Origin of the sequence: Oceanobacter sp. 1_MG-2023 (assembly GCF_030689025.1) — a bacterium.
Lineage (GTDB): Bacteria > Pseudomonadota > Gammaproteobacteria > Pseudomonadales > Oceanobacteraceae > Oceanobacter.
The window spans coordinates 1-17,731 of the sequence record NZ_JAUYWA010000009.1; the positions used below are offsets into that span (position 1 = coordinate 1).

Annotated in this window: 18 protein-coding genes; 2 read left to right on the forward strand and 16 right to left on the reverse strand. The window is 52.3% G+C overall.

Annotated elements, in window-relative coordinates:
• Nucleotides 1-282: 282 nt before the first annotated feature.
• The 4 genes from Q8W22_RS07735 to ilvY all read right to left on the reverse strand — a co-directional run bounded on the left by Q8W22_RS07735 (nt 283) and on the right by ilvY (nt 3,811).
• Entirely contained in the window at nt 283-909 is a 627-nt protein-coding gene (locus Q8W22_RS07735; protein WP_305451990.1) for a sulfite oxidase heme-binding subunit YedZ, read from the reverse strand.
• A gap of 27 nt (nt 910-936) precedes the next feature.
• Nucleotides 937-1,959 (reverse strand): protein-methionine-sulfoxide reductase catalytic subunit MsrP, encoded by a 1,023-nt coding sequence (gene msrP / locus Q8W22_RS07740; RefSeq protein ID WP_305451991.1) that lies wholly within the window; start codon nt 1,957-1,959, stop codon nt 937-939.
• A gap of 59 nt (nt 1,960-2,018) precedes the next feature.
• A complete protein-coding gene (gene pssA, locus Q8W22_RS07745; protein WP_305451992.1) occupies nt 2,019-2,819 on the reverse strand; it encodes a CDP-diacylglycerol--serine O-phosphatidyltransferase in 801 nt (266 codons plus the stop codon).
• A gap of 113 nt (nt 2,820-2,932) precedes the next feature.
• The gene (gene ilvY, locus Q8W22_RS07750) at nt 2,933-3,811 is read right to left on the reverse strand and encodes an HTH-type transcriptional activator IlvY (protein WP_303433224.1); all 879 of its coding nucleotides are present in this window, start codon (nt 3,809-3,811) and stop codon (nt 2,933-2,935) included.
• A gap of 181 nt (nt 3,812-3,992) precedes the next feature.
• On the opposite strand from ilvY, the gene ilvC reads away from it, so the two are divergent.
• Nucleotides 3,993-5,483: a ketol-acid reductoisomerase gene (ilvC, locus tag Q8W22_RS07755; RefSeq protein ID WP_303433223.1), complete on the forward strand. Its 1,491-nt coding sequence runs from the start codon at nt 3,993-3,995 to the stop codon at nt 5,481-5,483.
• 116 nt (nt 5,484-5,599) lie between these two features.
• Here the strand turns inward: ilvC and Q8W22_RS07760 are convergent, their stop codons facing one another.
• Together Q8W22_RS07760 and Q8W22_RS07765 are read right to left on the reverse strand one after the other, a co-directional pair.
• Nucleotides 5,600-6,364 carry a hypothetical protein gene (locus Q8W22_RS07760; protein ID WP_305451993.1) on the reverse strand — a complete coding sequence of 255 codons (765 nt, stop codon included), beginning with the start codon at nt 6,362-6,364 and terminating at the stop codon, nt 5,600-5,602.
• 3 nt (nt 6,365-6,367) lie between these two features.
• Nucleotides 6,368-6,658 carry a glutaredoxin family protein gene (locus Q8W22_RS07765; protein ID WP_305451994.1) on the reverse strand — a complete coding sequence of 97 codons (291 nt, stop codon included), beginning with the start codon at nt 6,656-6,658 and terminating at the stop codon, nt 6,368-6,370.
• A 235-nt stretch (nt 6,659-6,893) separates the two neighbouring features.
• Here Q8W22_RS07765 and Q8W22_RS07770 point away from each other — a divergent pair, with 235 nt between their 5' ends.
• Complete coding sequence (locus Q8W22_RS07770) at nt 6,894-7,919, forward strand: AraC family transcriptional regulator (RefSeq protein ID WP_303433220.1); 1,026 nt, start codon at nt 6,894-6,896, stop codon at nt 7,917-7,919.
• Nucleotides 7,920-7,932: 13 nt separating this feature from the next.
• Here Q8W22_RS07770 and Q8W22_RS07775 read toward each other — a convergent pair whose 3' ends face one another.
• From Q8W22_RS07775 to hfq, 10 genes are all read right to left on the reverse strand, one after another.
• Entirely contained in the window at nt 7,933-8,499 is a 567-nt protein-coding gene (locus Q8W22_RS07775; protein ID WP_305451996.1) for an NUDIX hydrolase, read from the reverse strand.
• A complete protein-coding gene (gene rrtA / locus Q8W22_RS07780; protein ID WP_305414695.1) occupies nt 8,486-9,082 on the reverse strand; it encodes a rhombosortase in 597 nt (198 codons plus the stop codon). Before rrtA ends, Q8W22_RS07775 begins: the two co-directional genes overlap by 14 nt.
• 293 nt (nt 9,083-9,375) lie before the next feature.
• Nucleotides 9,376-9,732, reverse strand: a complete 357-nt coding sequence (locus Q8W22_RS07785; protein WP_303433217.1) for a glutaredoxin domain-containing protein — start codon at nt 9,730-9,732, stop codon at nt 9,376-9,378.
• Between the two features lie 255 nt (nt 9,733-9,987).
• A complete protein-coding gene (gene lepB, locus Q8W22_RS07790; RefSeq protein WP_305414697.1) occupies nt 9,988-10,815 on the reverse strand; it encodes a signal peptidase I in 828 nt (275 codons plus the stop codon).
• 201 nt (nt 10,816-11,016) lie between these two features.
• Complete coding sequence (locus Q8W22_RS07795) at nt 11,017-12,309, reverse strand: adenylosuccinate synthase (protein ID WP_303433215.1); 1,293 nt, start codon at nt 12,307-12,309, stop codon at nt 11,017-11,019.
• 13 nt (nt 12,310-12,322) lie between these two features.
• The gene (locus Q8W22_RS07800; RefSeq protein ID WP_305451999.1) at nt 12,323-13,498 is read right to left on the reverse strand and encodes an ATP phosphoribosyltransferase regulatory subunit; all 1,176 of its coding nucleotides are present in this window, start codon (nt 13,496-13,498) and stop codon (nt 12,323-12,325) included.
• A 380-nt stretch (nt 13,499-13,878) separates the two neighbouring features.
• Nucleotides 13,879-14,748: a protease modulator HflC gene (gene hflC, locus Q8W22_RS07805; RefSeq protein WP_303433213.1), complete on the reverse strand. Its 870-nt coding sequence runs from the start codon at nt 14,746-14,748 to the stop codon at nt 13,879-13,881.
• Nucleotides 14,748-15,947, reverse strand: coding sequence for an FtsH protease activity modulator HflK (hflK, locus tag Q8W22_RS07810; protein WP_305452000.1), 1,200 nt, complete (start codon nt 15,945-15,947; stop codon nt 14,748-14,750). The genes hflC and hflK overlap by 1 nt, the downstream gene beginning before the upstream one ends.
• Nucleotides 15,948-16,093: 146 nt before the next feature.
• The gene (hflX, locus tag Q8W22_RS07815) at nt 16,094-17,404 is read right to left on the reverse strand and encodes a ribosome rescue GTPase HflX (RefSeq protein ID WP_305414701.1); all 1,311 of its coding nucleotides are present in this window, start codon (nt 17,402-17,404) and stop codon (nt 16,094-16,096) included.
• Nucleotides 17,405-17,426: 22 nt separating this feature from the next.
• Nucleotides 17,427-17,678, reverse strand: a complete 252-nt coding sequence (hfq, locus tag Q8W22_RS07820) for an RNA chaperone Hfq (RefSeq protein WP_303433210.1) — start codon at nt 17,676-17,678, stop codon at nt 17,427-17,429.
• Nucleotides 17,679-17,731 lie beyond the last annotated feature (53 nt).

Consider the following 17,731-nt stretch of genomic DNA (forward strand, 5'->3'; position numbering starts at 1 on the left):
TGACCACTTCCCGAATCAAGGTGGCGAATAATACACTGATAAATCAGTAATTCAACCCTTAAATCCGTTTTTTCTGGCTGGCGGTTCAGATCCAAAGGATAGATTGCCAAACCAGAACTGAAGCTGATTCATCCAATAACGATGAGTCTTGCTCCATTCCCTGCTGCATCAGCAGTAGGGAGGCGCGCAGTATAGGGATATCCATATTGCCGTCAACTATTCTTTTCACTTTGATGACAATTAGCGGTCATTTTCAATAATTCAGCATTGTAATACCCGTTGCTACGCTACCCGAGTCCAGGCCAACGGCTTTTTCCACTGTTTCCGCCATAAACGCTCAGCCAATAACAACGCCACAAAGACACTGTAGAGAACGGGCTCAAGCCAGTTGGATCGGATTTGCAGTAAATAGTGAATCGCGGCAAGTACAGCAATCGCATAAACCAATGTATGCAGCTGCTTCCAGCGCTGACGAAGGCGTCGCTGCCAATAGCTGTGAGACGTCACGGCCAATGGCAATAGCAGTAACCAGGCCAGCATTCCCAATGTCAGGTAAGGGCGCTTTACCAGCTCGGTCGCTATTTCCTGCCAATGCCATTCCAGCAGGAAGGCAGAGTAAGCCAGCAGATGACAGGTGGCGTAAGTAAATGTGATCAATCCCACCATACGGCGGTGAGTGGCTGGCCACTTTACCCCCATTCTTCGTAAGGGTGAGATGGCAAGACCGATCAATAACAGATTAAAGGTCCAGCTACCGGTAAAAAAGACAATCGCCCGGCCAGGCTCCGGCCCCAATACATCCCATTCGCCCATCTGCAACCGAACCACCAGCCATAACAAGTAAACCAGTGGTAACAAACCGGCAATCAGAACCAGCCAGCCGCGCCAGACTCGTGTTGATAACGCCATACCTCTCCTCCTCTTTTGGACCTGTGTTTAATACAGCTTCTGTAAATCCATTCCCCGGTACAAATGGGCAACTTCATCGGCATAGCCGTTAAACATCTGTGTTTCGATCCGATTGGCGGATAGCAGACCAGAAGGCAGCCTGCGCTCACGGGCCTGACTCCAGCGAGGGTGATCGACTTCAGGGTTTACGTTGGCATAAAAGCCGTATTCCTTAGCGGCCAATGAATTCCAGCTTGTGACTGGCTGCGTTTCAGTGAAGCGTATCGAGACGATTGACTTGATGCTTTTAAAGCCATATTTCCAGGGCACAACCAATCGCAATGGTGCGCCATTCTGGTTTGGCAATACTTCACCATACAATCCAACGGCGAGTATGGTTAATGGGTTCATGGCTTCATCCATGCGCAGGCCTTCCCGATACGGCCAGTCAATGGTTGAAAAACGGCTGCGCTGCTCAGGGAATTGTTTTGGATCTTCCAAGGTCTTGAATTCAACAAACCGGGCGCTGGACAGCGGCTTGCAACGCTTGATCAGATCGGCCAAGGAGAAGCCAATCCAGGGAATCACCATTGACCAGGCCTCAACACAGCGCAGTCGATAGATACGCTCCTCAAGCTCCATATCCTTCATTATTGTTTCCAGCGACAGGACTCCTGGATTTTCGCAGGCACCGCTGATTTCCACAGACCAGGGATCTGTCGACAGTTTGCTGGCATACCGTGCCGGGTCGGCTTTGTCGTAGCCAAACTCATAGAAGTTATTGTAGTTGGTAATGGCGCTATAAGGGGCGGGGGCATCTGTCGTACTGAGTGGCGATTCTTTCGCCGCACCAATTTGCTGTTGCAGCCAGCCGGGGCCTGCTGTTTCAGGATTTTTTCGGGTGGTTAATGCCAGAGCTGGCAAACTCATGGTTGCCGCAGAAATCGCGGCAGAAGCACTCAAGGCAGTACCAATCGACGCTCCCATAAAGGCGCGTCGATTAAGATATGTATCTTTGGGGGTGATTTCTGACGGCTTTGGATCGCTACGTCGAGGTTTTAATATCATCATGCTGCGACTCCCTGATAAGAAGATTGATCTCTTTGATATAGAGTAGTCGCAGAAGGTTGCTAGTTCTTACGATTTATTAGTCGATCCCACACTTCAAAGGCAGGTCCCGACAAGGCATAGCCAACAAAGAACAATAACAGCACCTTGGCCGGGTCGATGGAAACCACCACAAAGACCAGCACCACCGCCAACAAGGCCACAAACGGCACCTTGCCTTTCAAGTCCAGTCCCTTGAAGCTGTGATAACGGACATTACTGACCATCAGCAAGCCCGATACAGGTACCAGTACCGCCATTAACCAGGCGACGGACTCGCCACTAACGCCGGCATCCGAAAACATCCATACGGTTCCGGCAACCACTGCAGCAGCAGAGGGACTGGCCAACCCCGTAAAAAAGTTTTTGTCGGCAACGCCCAGTTGCGTATTGAAACGGGCCAGCCGTAACGCCGCCCCGGCGACATAAACAAAAGCAGCCAGCCAGCCTATTTTACCCAGACCCTGTAACGCCCAACTGAACGCAACCAGAGCCGGGGCCATACCAAATGACACCATATCGGACAGACTGTCGTACTCTGCGCCAAAATCACTTTGGGTGTTGGTCATGCGTGCAACACGGCCATCCAGCCCATCCAGAATCATGGCAATAAAAATCGCTACGGCAGCGGTTTCAAAGTGCCCGTTCATACTCGCGGTGATGGCGTAAAAACCGGAAAACAGGGCAGCTGTAGTAAACAGGTTAGGTAGCAAATAAATGCCCCGACCACCGGCCCAGCCAGAGTGGCGCTGCGAGTCGTCACTCTTGTTACTGCATTCGTTTAACGGATCTTCTTCATTGGGGTGTTGCTGAACTGGTTTCATTCAATGGCCTTATCATGCACTGGCAGTATGATGAAATATTCACTGCCGAAAGGAATCTGCCGTTTGCTGGCACGGGTCTGTTACGGAAACAGCCTGACAAACACTATTATGCGTTATCCATCAAAGGCTGTCTTCCAGAGTGCCTGAATCAGTGGATCATTCAAGCGGTGAACGTGAGAGCACAATCCAATCAGGAAGGATTCCAGCTCCGGCTGTACAGCCAGCACCCGAACCCGGGACGACATCGGACTATGGCGCAACACCAATTCCGGCACAACGCCAACCCCGACTCCCAGAGCCACCATACTGACGATAGCCTCGCTACCCGACACCTGTGCATAGATATGCGGCTGGATTGATCTGGCAGCAAACCACTGATCCACCCGGGAACGACCCAAGCCACTGGTCGATAGCACCATCGGAACCTTTTGCCAATCCGGCTCCGGCTTGGCCAACTCAGGAATAATAGCGACATTTCTCGGTGCTATAAATAGCAGAGGGCTGGACGTCAGTGCCCGAAATGACAACTCACGATCCAGTGTTTCCGGACGCGCAGCGACTACGATATCAGCTTCCCCTGAGCGCAGCCTGGGAATTGATTCCGCCGCATCACCCGTCAGTATATTCAGATCAATACAAGGGTAGCGCTCCCGAAACCGGGATAACAGATCAGGCAACACCGTAAAACTGGCCGTCACCGAGCAAAACAGCGTCAGTCGCCCGGACAGCTTGCTGACCCCCACATTGACTTCATGCCTCAGGGTTTGCCAGGAGAACAGGGTCTGTTCCGCATGTTGGCCAAATCGTTCTCCGGCACGGGTTAACGACAGCTGCATTCGGTCACGATTCAGCAAAGGTACCCCAACTTCCTGTTCCATTCGTGCCAGCCTGCGACTGAGTGTCGATGGACTCATATGCAGCTGTTCTGCAGCCCGTCCCAAATGCAATACCGACGCCAGACAGATAAAAGACTGCAAGTCTTTGTAATCCATGGAGTTTTACCTATTCATAAAAATCACTGACCAGACTCGGAACAAAAATACCGCAAGCATTCACGACTCTTTGCATAAAACGCAACACAGCAACGCAAATATAGCATTTTACGCAACGTAAGCATTGGCCTACCATGCCCGCATCGACATTCTGTACACCCCTGCAATGAGGAAGACTGGTATGGGCAACAACTACTTTAACACTCTGAACCTGCGCGAAAAGCTGGACCAACTGGGCCGCTGTCGCTTTATGAACCGTGATGAATTTGAGTCCGAAGCCGATTACCTGAAAGGCAAAAAAATTGTCATCATCGGTTGTGGTGCCCAGGGCTTGAACCAGGGTCTGAACATGCGCGACTCCGGTCTGGACGTGTCTTACACACTGCGTGCCGCGGCGATTGCAGAAAAACGTCAGTCGTGGAAAAACGCCACCGACAACGGTTTCACCGTCGGCACTTATGAAGAGCTGATTCCAACGGCTGACCTGGTCATGAACCTGACTCCAGACAAACAGCATACTGCTGTTGTTTCTGCTGTTATGCCACTGATGAAACAAGGGGCTACCCTGGGCTATTCCCATGGTTTCAACATTGTTGAAGAAGGCATGCAAATTCGTGAAGACCTGACCGTCATCATGGTTGCACCCAAGTGCCCGGGCTCTGAAGTACGTGAAGAATACAAACGTGGCTTTGGCGTCCCGACGCTGATCGCGGTTCACCCAGAGAACGATCCGAATGGCGACGGCCTTGAAATTGCCAAAGCCTGGGCGGCTGGTACTGGCGGTCACCGTGCCGGTTGTCTGGAATCCTCCTTTGTTGCCGAAGTAAAATCCGACCTGATGGGTGAGCAAACCATCCTGTGTGGCATGCTGCAAACCGGCGCCATTCTGGGCTTCGAAAAAATGGTTGAAGACGGCATTGATGAAGGTTACGCCGCCAAGCTGATCCAGTACGGCTGGGAAACCACCACAGAAGCACTGAAATATGGCGGCATCACCAACATGATGGATCGCCTGAGCAACCCGGCCAAAATCGAAGCCTTCGATATGGCCGAAGACCTGAAAGAACTGATGCGTCCCCTGTTCCGCAAACACCAGGACGACATCATTTCTGGCGAGTTCTCCCGCACCATGATGGAAGACTGGGCCAACAACGACAAAAACCTGCTGACCTGGCGTGAAGAAACCGCAGAAACCGGCTTTGAAAAAGCACCGGCGTCTGACGTTGAAATTGATGAGCAAGAATACTTCGACCACGGCATCATGCTGGTTGCCATGATCAAGGCTGGTGTTGAGCTGGCTTTCGAAACCATGGTTGAGTCCGGCATCGTTGAAGAGTCTGCTTACTACGAGTCTCTGCACGAAACACCACTGATCGCCAACACCATCGCCCGTCGCAAACTGTACGAAATGAACGTCGTTATTTCCGACACAGCAGAATACGGTAACTACCTGTTCTCCCACGCAGCAGTACCCCTGCTGCGCGAGAAGTTCATGCCACATATCAGCACCGATGTGATTGGCAAAGGACTGAAGCTGAAAACCAACTCGGTTGATAACGCTCGCCTGATCGAAGTAAACGACGCCATCCGTAACCACCCGGTTGAATGGGTTGGCCAGGAACTGCGTGGCTATATGACCGACATGAAACGCATCGTAGAAGCAGCGCGTTAATCATGCACGACGGCTGCGAATCTGTCTGATGCGCAGCCTTCCGTCATAAAAAAGCCGCTACCGGAACAAACCGGTAGCGGCTTTTTCTTTTTATAGCGGATCAAGCAGAATGGTGCTTACTTAACTACCCGACAGTTGCCCCACTCACAACGTAACAGCAAGAAACTGGCATCTTCACACCGGGCCTGATAGACCTCATCTGGCCAAGCACTGCTGAGCAAGCTGACTTCCGCTCCAGGACAAGCCAGGTGCTGCGTCAGTTTTTCGACAACATAGTAGGAACGGCCATACACCTTGCCGGTCTGTTTCTCTACTGCCGCTTCTCTCAGCAATAATGCATCACCTTTCATATCCCGATGATGCTGCATCTCCAACAAGGCCTTGTAAGTTACCTCTCGATCAGCCAGATCCAGATCCCCCCGATCAAAGGCATCCAGAACCTCAAGGCATCGGCTTTCCTGATTCTCTTTATCCGCCAGAGCCGCTGCCACTTCCTGCTCTGCTGCTTCAACGATTCCCCAGGTCAGCGCCATCGCCAGTCGAGCACCGGTTGGTTGGCGTATATCGGTTATCGTAACCAGATCATACGCCAAGCCATAATCTGCACTTTTCACCAAACTGCCATTACGGTTCCACCAGTTCTGACGCGCCAGCTGTGCTGCCTTGTCTGCCCGATAGCTGACATGCGTACAGCTATCGGCCCATGTCCGCAAACGTGTATCCAAAGCCAGCGTATCGTAAATCGCTTCACCCTTGGGTGATAATGACGGCCCACCGCTCGTCGTTGCACAGCCAGACAAACCGATAGCCAAAGCCACAGCAATAACCGACGTTCGACCCCACAACACACCGGTTCCTGTGATCATATTCTTTATTCGCATAAATCAGTCTTCCTTTGCTGGAGATTGATGCACTGCCAGCCATGACAGCATATTTTCAAAATCAAATGGCCAACCAAGCTCATCAGATGAGCTATCATGCCGAATCACTGGTATGCGAATACCATAACGCTCCACCAATGTTTCATCATCAGCGATATCGATGTAGTGATACGTTATCGGCAGCACGCTGGCAGCCTGTTGCAACAGCTTGTCTGCGTCTTCGCACAAGTGGCAGCCATCAGTACCGTATATTGTAAAAGCCACGCCTTGATTAATCCTTGATGAAATCTTCACTTTGACAGTCGTTACCAACAACCGGGTTACAGTAGACCAAAAAGTCTGAATGCTTATAGACCAGACTGACTATTTTCCTGCCTATCGATCACATCCAGAAAATTCTGCTGGTAAATTCATGATTGATAATAAAAACTAACTTACTGATAATTAAGTCAATATTTGAAAAACAATCGACTCAATACTCCCAGATGCCCATCGCGGTACTCAAGCAGTAAGGCAGCAGACAAACACTATGACGACGGATCAAGGCTATCTCGCAGCATTGACAGTGATGCCATTACTGCAGATTTTGCCACACCAACACAGAGAACACCTGCCACCACCACTCGGCCATAGCACTCCAGAATTGCCTGTCATACTGGATGCCTGTACCGCCAAGGAATATATCAACCACCTGCATGCCACACACAACAGCAACGACTTTTGTGTTTTGCCACCGTTGCGGTTCGACGCCGGAGCCAGCGGCCCGTTACACCATTTGTTTTTATGCAGTAACACATTACGCGAAGCTCTGTATTATCTGGAAAAGTTTGCCTCGTTGTTATCGGAACACATGGTCGTCAATGTTACCCGAACCCGCCAGGGGCCTCTGCGTATCCGTATCGACCTGAAGGCACCCATAGACACCGGCAGCTGCCGCTGGCGGATGGAATTACTGATCAGCACACTACTCAGCTGGTTTCGCCATTTATGTGGCTCACGCCTGATCATAGAGCGGATTCTGCTGCCATGGCAGGAGCCGGATTACGCTCAGCGCTATAGTCAGCAATGGCAAACCGAACTACTCTTTGATGCCTCGCAATGTACCATTGAGCTGCAGCCGGACAGCCTTGATCTGGGGTTACACCATACCAACCCGAACATCACCCAAATGATGCGTCAGGTAGTTGAAAAACAGTTTCGCAAACTCGTCCGGGCGGGTTCACTCTGCAATCACATCCAACGTGCCCTGATCAATGGCCAGCTCAGTTTCTCGGCCACCCAGCAAACCATTGCCGAGCACTTCAATATCAGCACCCGCACTCTGAATCGCCACCTGCAACAGGAAGCGACTTCATTAAAACAACTGATCACTCAAGTACGGATAAAACAAGCCAAGCATCTGTTAACCAGCAGCAATGACAGTATCGATGCAATTGCCGTAACCCTGGGACTATCTGGCAGACGGGCGCTCGATCGTATATTTCACAAACATGAAAATATCAGTCCGGCACAGTTTCGTCAGGATGCCAGTGTATCGATTGCAGAATCCTGTTAAACACCCACAGCGATCAGCGACCAGCCAGGCCCATCAGGCTGGCACGCTGGATCACCGCAACCGTCAGCAAATCAGTGATGCGCCCGTCCAGCGTCATGGCCAGTGCCTCAGCAAAAGGCAGCCGCTGAATATCCAGTTGCTCGGTATCATCAAAACAAGTCTCACCCTCCGTCAGTCCTTGCGCCAGAAAAGCAAAGGCTTCTTCATTGGTAATGCAATTACTGACATGAAAATACCCTAGCTGCTGCCACTCGTCAGCGCTCAGGCCAGTTTCTTCCTTCAACTCACGTCGAGCAGCCAGTTCCGGTGACTCATCCAATGGCCCGCCTCCCATTGGCAATTCCCAACTGTATTGATCCAAAGGAAAGCGGTACTGCCCGATCAACCAGGTATCGCCATTCTCGGCGATAGGCAATATGGCAATCGCGCGATTTTTAAACGCCACTGTGCCATAAATACCCGGCTTGCCTGTCGGTGCAATCACCTGGTGATCGTCGACCCGCATCCACGGATTTTCATACACCGTCTGAGCGCTGACAATGCGCCAAGGACCCCGTTGCTGTTCGTCATTCTGAGACATGGTCATTATCCCGGCAAAAAATTGGGCTAAAGACTGCCATAGCCAACAACCAGACGCCACCGGCGATCCCTCCCAGCAAGTGAGCCTCGGTTGCCACTCGTCCACCAATCATCTCACCCACCGCTCCACCGCTGTAATAAGGCGACTGTTCCCATACCACCTTGAGTACCACCAGTCCGGCAAACAGCATCGCCATACGGCGGCTATATCCAAGCGCAACAAATGGAGCCACCATCAACATGCCATGCAACACCCCGGACAAACCCACATAGCGCTGCAGATCCCCGGCAAACAGCATCAATCCCAGTCCAACAACACCACTGCACCAGAGCAACAACCCTACGAACACCCTGTTTGGTACCGTTCCAGCGGCGATCACAGCCAGCAACACCAGCCCACCCACATTACCCAGCGCATGAGGCCAGGATAAATGCACCCAGTGGCACGTTAACAAGCGCCACCACTGACCTTGGCCAATGTCACTACGGTCAAACGCCAACCATTGTGAACTGACAGGTTCCAGCACACTGGCCAGTAACACAGCGATAATCGCCCCAAGACAAAAAGCAGATTGCTTTATCACTATATTTTCACCGGGATAACCGCCATTCAGAGTTCATATCAGAGTCCATATTCATAGTATCGAACCGGACTGACAACAGGCACGGCATCACGGCCTGGCAAGCACCCACACCATAAATATGGCCGATCTATTATCACAACAGAGAACAGGCAAGACGAGCCAACACCACACAGCCAGCCAAATGGCTCACTGGTTTATGGCAAACAGCAGAGGGGCAGTCTCATATCGCAGACCGCGAGGAACAGGCAGGTCAGAATAACCAGCCAGCAGAGCATACAGAAAAGCAGCGAGACTCAGTAACGTCGATTCAGATACCCATGAATCGCATCCGGGCTATACAGCCATTCGCTGTTTTGCTCACCATCGATACGCAAGCAAGGAACCCGAGGTATACCACCGCCATTGACCAGCTCATTACGATAAGCATCAACACGCTCAACGTCTTTTTCCACTACCCGCAAACCAAGCCGCAGGCAATGGCGTCGCACCTGGATAGAAGCCGGACAATTACGCGAAAAGTACAAATGCATTCGACGGGATTCACGATCCAGTACTGTTTGCAGATCAGGGGCATGTACAACCGGTTTGACCGGGACGACTCGGTCGACCAGATCAAATGCCATGCCTTTCAGTTGACGAGCTACGTTCATATCATCAAGACTCAACCGCATGAAATCGACGCGCATTGTAGTCTTGTTTTGCCACACGGCAACCCCTGAACAAGGACTTTTTTAAACCACCACCTGACAATCATCTGATCGTCCTGGAAAAACAGTTTCACCGGTCATAAACCTTTCCTTTTTGCTGGCCGCCGGGTGCAATCCGCAAACAAGGATAGTCACCAGCAATCTCTGTATGGCCCCGCTTATTCACAGCTTGCGTTGCTTTCCGGCAGCTGCAAAGGCTTACTGAATCCAGCCATTACGATCAAATGATGGCAGTTCATCCCAGCCTTTCCAGTGCATCCAGACGGCCACGGCTTTACCCACAATATTTTCTTCCGGTACAAAACCCCACACCCGACCATCGCTGCTGTTACCGCGATTGTCACCCATCATGAAATAATGCCCCTCCGGCACATCCCAGACCCCTTCAGGCCCCGCCCAAACCACCAGATCACTAGCGCCTACCGGCCGTCCTACAACCCATTTTACGGTAGCCGTATGATCACCCAGCGATTCTTCCGCCAGATATTTTACCGGGCGGTAAACCGGCTCGCCTCCCAGGTTACGGGTCGGTATTTTTTCACCGTTAATGGTCAGCTGACGGTCACGATACTCGATGTGATCCCCCGGCAAGCCGATAACCCGCTTGATAAAATAACGTGGGTCCTCCGGTGGGAAAAATACCATCACATCCCCCCGCTCCGGCTCGCCAACAGGGATCAGCGTATTGCCGAATACCGGCATTCTCAGTCCATAATGAAATTTGCTGACCAGAATAAAGTCACCCTCTGTCAGACCAGGCTCCATCGATGCCGATGGAATCTGAAATGGCTCTGCAATAAATGAGCGCAGCACAAAGACAATTGCCAGTACCGGGAAAAACGACTTGCTCTGTTCAACCAGAAAAGGCTCTTGTGCCACCTTCCCAGCGGCATCCATATTCCCTGCTGCTGTTGCCGCATCAGCACGGGCAACGCGCCGGGATGCCAGAAACAACTTATCGATCAAGGCCACGATGCCGGTAAACAGCGTGGCAATCATCAAGATGAGCGGAAAATCAATATTCATAAATAGAAATAACCTAAGAGCATTGCATCATCGGGTTCGGCGTACTGGCAAACCAGCAGCTCCACGGCGAAATGACAGCAGTGACGGGGACTTCCCTTCCTTGGGTGCAGACGTGATTACCATCGGTAAGCGCGTCCCGCGACGCGGTTCTGCAAGTACTCAAGTACTTATGCGTAACCTTGCAGAACCGCAGGTACTTCATCAGATATCGAAGCTGTGGCGCAGTACGATCGTTTCAAGACGATCAGGGCCAGTAGAAATAATATCAATCGGCGCATTGATGGCTTTTTCTACAAAACGGATATACGCACGGGCATTCTCTGGCAAGTCTTCCAGTGCTTTGGCACCAAAGGTGGACTCAGTCCAGCCTGGCAGCTCTTCATAGACTGGAGTGATTTTGGCAAACTTGTCAGCACTGGCCGGAACATTCATGCGCTGGCCGTTTTCATCTTCATAGCCGACACAGACCTTGATGGTTTCAAGACCATCCAGTACGTCGAGCTTGGTCAGACAAATAGTATTGATAGAGTTCACCCGGATCGCGTGTTTTACCAGCATGGCATCAAACCAGCCACAACGGCGATTACGGCCAGTGGTTGTACCGGTTTCCTTACCCACGGTCGCCAGCTGCGTACCAACCTCATCAAACAGTTCGGTTGGAAACGGGCCAGACCCGACACGGGTGGTATACGCCTTGGTAATCCCCAGAATCTGGTCCAGATACAAGGGACCAACGCCGGAACCTGTCGCCACGCCACCGGCAGTGGTGTTGGACGAAGTAACAAACGGATAAGTACCGTGGTCGATATCCAGCAAGGTGCCCTGGGCGCCTTCAAACATGATATCGCCACCGGATTCGCGCACAGAATGCACCAGGTCGACCGCATCAACCACAATGTCCTTGATCTGTGCAGCCCACTCCAGGCAAGACGCCAGAGTTGCTTCGTAGTCGACTTCTTCAACGCCGTAATAGTGCTTCAAGGAGAAGTTATGGTATTCCATTACTTCTTTCAGCTTGTCGGCAAATTCCGGCTGGAACAGATCGTCAACACGCAAACCGCGACGACTGACCTTGTCTTCATAGGCAGGGCCAATACCACGACCGGTGGTGCCAATTTTGGCATTGCCACGCTTGATCTCACGGGCCTGATCCAGAGCGGCATGATAAGGCAGAATCAGAGGGCAGGCATGGGACAAACGCAAGCGCTCCATAACCGGTACACCACGTTGCTCCAGCGCCCGGATTTCTTTCAACAAGGCATCCGGAGCCACCACCACACCGTTACCCACCACACAGATAACGCCTTCACGCAAAATGCCTGAAGGAATCAGATGCAATGCGGTTTTTTCACCATCAATCACCAGTGTGTGACCGGCATTGTGGCCACCCTGGAAACGCACAACGGCCGCTGCTTTTTCAGTCAGCAGGTCAACAATTTTCCCTTTACCTTCGTCACCCCATTGGGTGCCGAGAACTACAACACTTTTACCCATGTCTGTCTCAATATTAAGCTGGTTGCACTTGGACCAGCTGCCACTGGCCGTTGATGATTTGCAGGGAATAATCTGCCTGCGGTGTATCCTGCTCACGGCAGAAGATAACACGCATCCCCTGCTGCCTTAGTTCATTCACATACTGCCAGAGTGCGGCATCACCGGTAGCCGGTGCCAGTACCAGAGGCTTGCGTTCCGGGGCAAAGTCACCCAGTCGGGCCAGGACCCGCAAGTCTGCGCTGAATCCTCGTGCCGGACGAGCACGGCCAAAGGCCTTGCCGGTTTCATCGTAGCGGCCGCCCTGGGCAATGGCATCACCGTAACCGGGAATATAAGCACCAAACACCAGACCGGTATGATACTGATAGCCACGCAATTCGGTCAGGTCGATATACAGAGGGACATCAGGAAAACGCTCCAGAACCTGGTTGGCGACCGCCTGCAGATGCTCCAGCTCACTGGCTACACCAGGAACCAGTGCAATCAGCTTGTCAAAACCGTTGGCCAGACCACTCAGAGTACCTTGCAAACGTGCCAATAACTGCAGTGCCTTACGGCTGTTATTATCGGCAATTTCCCGTTCTGCCCAGGCATCGATATCACTGGCACATTTCAGCTTGAGCAAATCAAACAGCTCGGTCTGCTGGGCATCCGTCACCTCTGCCTGTTCAGCAATGGCACGGTAGACACCGACATTACCGATATCAAGATGAATGTTCTTGACGCCACTGGCGGTCAATAGACTCAGCATCATACTGAGTACTTCCACATCCGCGGCCACTCCGGCTTCACCAAACAGCTCAGCACCAATCTGGGTTGGCGTACGGTTGGCCAGCAGGGAGCGGGCACGGGTATGGAAAATTGTCCGGCAATAACAGAAGCGACTGATCCCGTCTCGTGCCAGGCTATGCGCATCGATGCGAGCGACCTGAGGCGTGGTATCAGCACTCAAGCCCATCATGCGGCCGGAAATCTGATCGGTCACCTTGAAGGTACGCAAGTCCAGATCCTTGCCAGTACCGGTCAGGAGTGCATCCAGATATTCCAGTACCGGAGGCGTCACCAGGTCGTAGCCCCAGCTATCCATCAGGTCGAGCAAGCGTCGACGTAAGTGTTCTATCTGCTGCGCGCCAGGCGGCAGGACTTCTTCAATACCGTCCGGCAGTAGCCAGCGATCTGCTAGAGTCATTGTTCAGCCTATATCAATGGGTAACATCCAGAGGTATCGATTGCAGCATAATGCTGACCAACTCCGCCAGACGTACCGTTCGGTCACTATCGGCAGTTACCCTGTTATCTGGTAGCGCCAATATTGTGGAATCGAGGAAAGCCCCAGGCTTTCCGGGATCAATATCAGGCAAGGGCCCAAGGGTTCCCACAAGGATGTCATGGTTTGATCCTTATGACACGCCAGTGCAGCCTTTATCAGCCTGCTTGCCGGAGGACGAAGTGCCTGATGCTTTGGTTATTTCACAAAAAAACCGGGCCTTTGCCCGGTTTTGATGATTTTAGCAAAGCTGCACGGCGATGACCATGAGTCCGACACCTGCCGCCTTGCTCGCCAACCGGTCAGTTACCGGAAGGATCTTTCAGGTAACGGAAGAACGTGCTGTCAGGCTTGAGCAAAATCACATCGTTCTGATTGAAGGTCTCGGTATAGGCATTCAGACTGCGGGTAAACGCATAGAATTCCGGGTCCTTGCTGAACGCGGCGTTGTAGATACGCGATGCTTCTGCGTCCCCTTCACCACGTGTGCGCTCGGCATCCCGATAGGCTTCTGCCTCAATCACCGTTTTCTGACGATCGGCATCGGCCTGGATACCTTCTGCCAGCTCACGACCTTGTGAACGATGTTCACGGGCTTCCCGATCACGTTCTGCAGACATCCGTTGATACACAGACTCACTCAGGTCTTCAGGCAAATCGATCGCCTTGACCCGCACGTCCAATACTTCAATCCCCAATTCGGCCTGGGTTTCTGTATTAAGCAGCGCTGTCAGTTTGGTCATCAGCTTGTCACGCTCGCCAGATACCACATCGTGCATGGTGCGGGAAGCGATTTCATCACGCAGCCCTTTGTTCATCAGGTTGGAGAGCAGTTTCGATGCTTCCATCCGATTACCGGAAGTGGCCTGGTAATAAGCCCGTACATCTTCAATGCGCCATTTCGCGAACGCATCCACAATCACGTACTTTTTACCCGCAGTCAGAAAGCGGGCTGAGCTGGAATCCAGCGTCAGTACACGCGCATCAAACAGTTTGACGGTTTCAATAAAAGGCACCTTCCAATGCAATCCGGGCTGAATATCCGCATCGACAATTTCACGGAATTTCAACTTGATAGCACGTTCAGTTTCGTTAACCACGTACAAACCCTGACTGGCAAGCAGCAGGACAGCACCTGCAATCACGGCGCTGGCAAAGGCTTTCGGAGACATTAACGACCCTCCCGACGAGTAGTGGTAGTAGTTGAGCTTTGGCGTGAGCGTACTTCTTCCAACACCTGATCGGTGAGGCGGGAAATATCGCTACTGGTCAATTGACCACTACCGGATGCCGCCTGAGATGCTGGCATGGCCTTCATCAACTGATCCAATGGCAGATACATCATGTTGTTACCACCATCAACATCCACCAGTACCTTGCTGGACTGGGTGTAGACATCGGAGATGGCATCGATATACAGACGTTCACGCATGACCTTCGGGGCCTTGCGATATTCCGCTAACAAATCGTTAAAACGGGCGGCCTGACCTTCGGCACGGGCAATCACCTGCTCTTTGTAGGCCGATGCTTCTTCCAGCTGACGCTGGGCACGACCACGGGCTTCTGGTACTACCGAGTTGGCATAGGCTTCGGATTCACTGATAAAGCGATCCTTGTCCTGCTTGGCTTTCTGCACATCATCAAAGGACGCCGCTACCTGGGTCGGTGGACGGGCATCCTTGATGTTGACCGTGTTCAGCACCATCCCGGTTTGATAACGGTCGAGGTAATCCTGCAAGCGAATCTGCACCTGGTCTGCCAACAGATTACGACCAATGGTCAGGATCTGATCCATTTCTGTCGAACCAACCGCATGACGCAAGGCACTTTCTGCCGCCGCCACCAAGGTACGCTCTGGTGATTCCACCCGCAGGGCATAGGCCACTGGGTCAGATACCCGATACTGTACGCTGAGCTCGATTTCGACAATGTTTTCGTCTTCTGTCAGCATCCGTTCTTTCACTTCCACTTCCCGGACACCGGTGGTGTTAACCGGTATCACGTGGTCGACCAGTGGAATTTTGAAACGCAAACCGGGGTTTTCGGTTGAGCTGTATTTACCCAGGCGCAGCACGACACCACGTTCGGTTTCATCCAGTGTGTATACCGAGTTGAACCCCAGCATCACCACCAGAATGGCACCTGCAATCACCAGCATGCCACCGATACCGCCGTTGCCATTGCTGTTATTGTTATTACCGCCACCAGACCCCTTGCCACCAAACAGACCGTTCAGCTTGTCGAGCAACTGCTTGAGTGCCTCGTCCAGGTCAGGTGGCTGGCCGCCACCGCCGCGGTTATTATTACCGCGGTTGTTATTACCCCAAGGATCGTTGGGATTGCCCTTACCGCCGGGCTCATTCCAGGCCATAGTTAACTCCAGTCAGGAAGCATCCAATACATAAAAACCGGGCCGTAATCGCCTTTCCCTGCGGGAGTGGCATTCGGGCCCGTTCCATAAAATTCAATCGTCAATGATAACGTTTTTGGCCAGGATTGCGACCAAAGCCGTTCCTGTTACTGCCAGGCTTCACGAACCTCTGGCAAGAACCGCGATTCTGCAATATCTGCCCGTGCCAAGGCACGTTTGAAGTCTTGCAACTGCAAACGTACCGACAACAACATATCACCGTTATCTTCGTAGTGTTCGCGCTGGATAGCACCCAGGTCATACAGTATGGCACGCAGTTTTGCGTCCGCCGGAGTCAACAGGATATCGTCGTCCAGCAGCTCTTCTCCCAGCAGCTCGCCAATTGCCTGGGTCAACAGCTCAAAGCCATTACGATCGACTGCAGATAACCAGATGGCCACCGGCTTGCCGTATTCGTCACGATCAATCCGCGCTTCAGCCCGGTCCAGCAAGTCGATCTTGTTGTAGATCCGCAGCTGCGGCACTTCCATCGCATCGATCTCGGTCAGAACCGATTCAACCTCAGCGATATTGCCATCCCGCTCTGCCGCCGCACTATCAATTACATGCAGCAATAAATCCGCTTCAGCCGCTTCTTGCAATGTCGCCTGAAAGGCTTCTACCAGTTTATGCGGCAGGTGACGGATAAAACCGACGGTATCGGCCAGGACAACTTCGCCGATGTCATCCACCGGCAAACGCCGCAAGGTCGGGTCCAGAGTGGCAAACAGCTGATCGGCGGCATACACCTCTGCACACGTCAACGCATTAAACAGCGTCGATTTGCCGGCGTTGGTATAACCCACAATAGCAACCGTTGGTACCGAGGAACGCTGTCGCGCTCGCCGCCCCTGTTGTCGTTGTGCGCGCACCTTGGCCAAACGGGCATTGATGTTTTTTACCCGCTCTCGCAGCAAACGCCGGTCGGTTTCAAGCTGGGTTTCACCCGGCCCGCGCATACCAATCCCGCCTTTTTGTCGCTCCAGGTGGGTCCAGCCCCGAATCAACCGGGTTGCCTGATACTGCAACTGGGCCAGCTCAACCTGCAGCTTGCCCTCGTGGGTGCGGGCACGCTGGGCAAAGATATCCAGAATCAGCCCGGTACGATCAAGCACACGGCACTGCAGGGCGCGTTCCAGGTTACGCTCCTGACTGGGGGAAAGAGAGTGATTGAAGATCACCAGCTCGCAGTCGTGCAAATGCACAAGATCGTGAATTTCTTCAACTTTGCCGCTGCCAATAAAGAATTTGGCATCGGGCACATCACGTTTGCTGGTAACCAGTTCGGCCGGATCTGCTCCGGCAGAGATCACGAGTTCCCGAAATTCAGCAAGGTCTTCACGATTGACACCTTCCGGGAAATCGATATGCACCAGAACGGCTGTCTCGCCGCCGTTCTGTGGGCGCTCAAAAAACAATTAGACGCTACTCCCAGTCCTGTCAGTTATCGTCGCCAGACTCGTCACCGGTTTCCATTGGCTGCATCCGTACATTACGGGATGGCACAACGGTTGAGATGGCGTGTTTGTAAACCATTTGGCTGACGGTATTTTTCAACAAAATCACAAATTGGTCGAAAGATTCGATTTGCCCTTGCAGCTTGATGCCGTTAACCAAAAAAATAGATACAGGAATACGCTCTTTCCTGAGCTGATTTAGGTAAGGGTCTTGTAGCGAGTGCCCTTTTGACATTGTAATAGTCTCCTCAAAGAGTGGTGCCCCCAATATACGGCGGCAAAAAATAG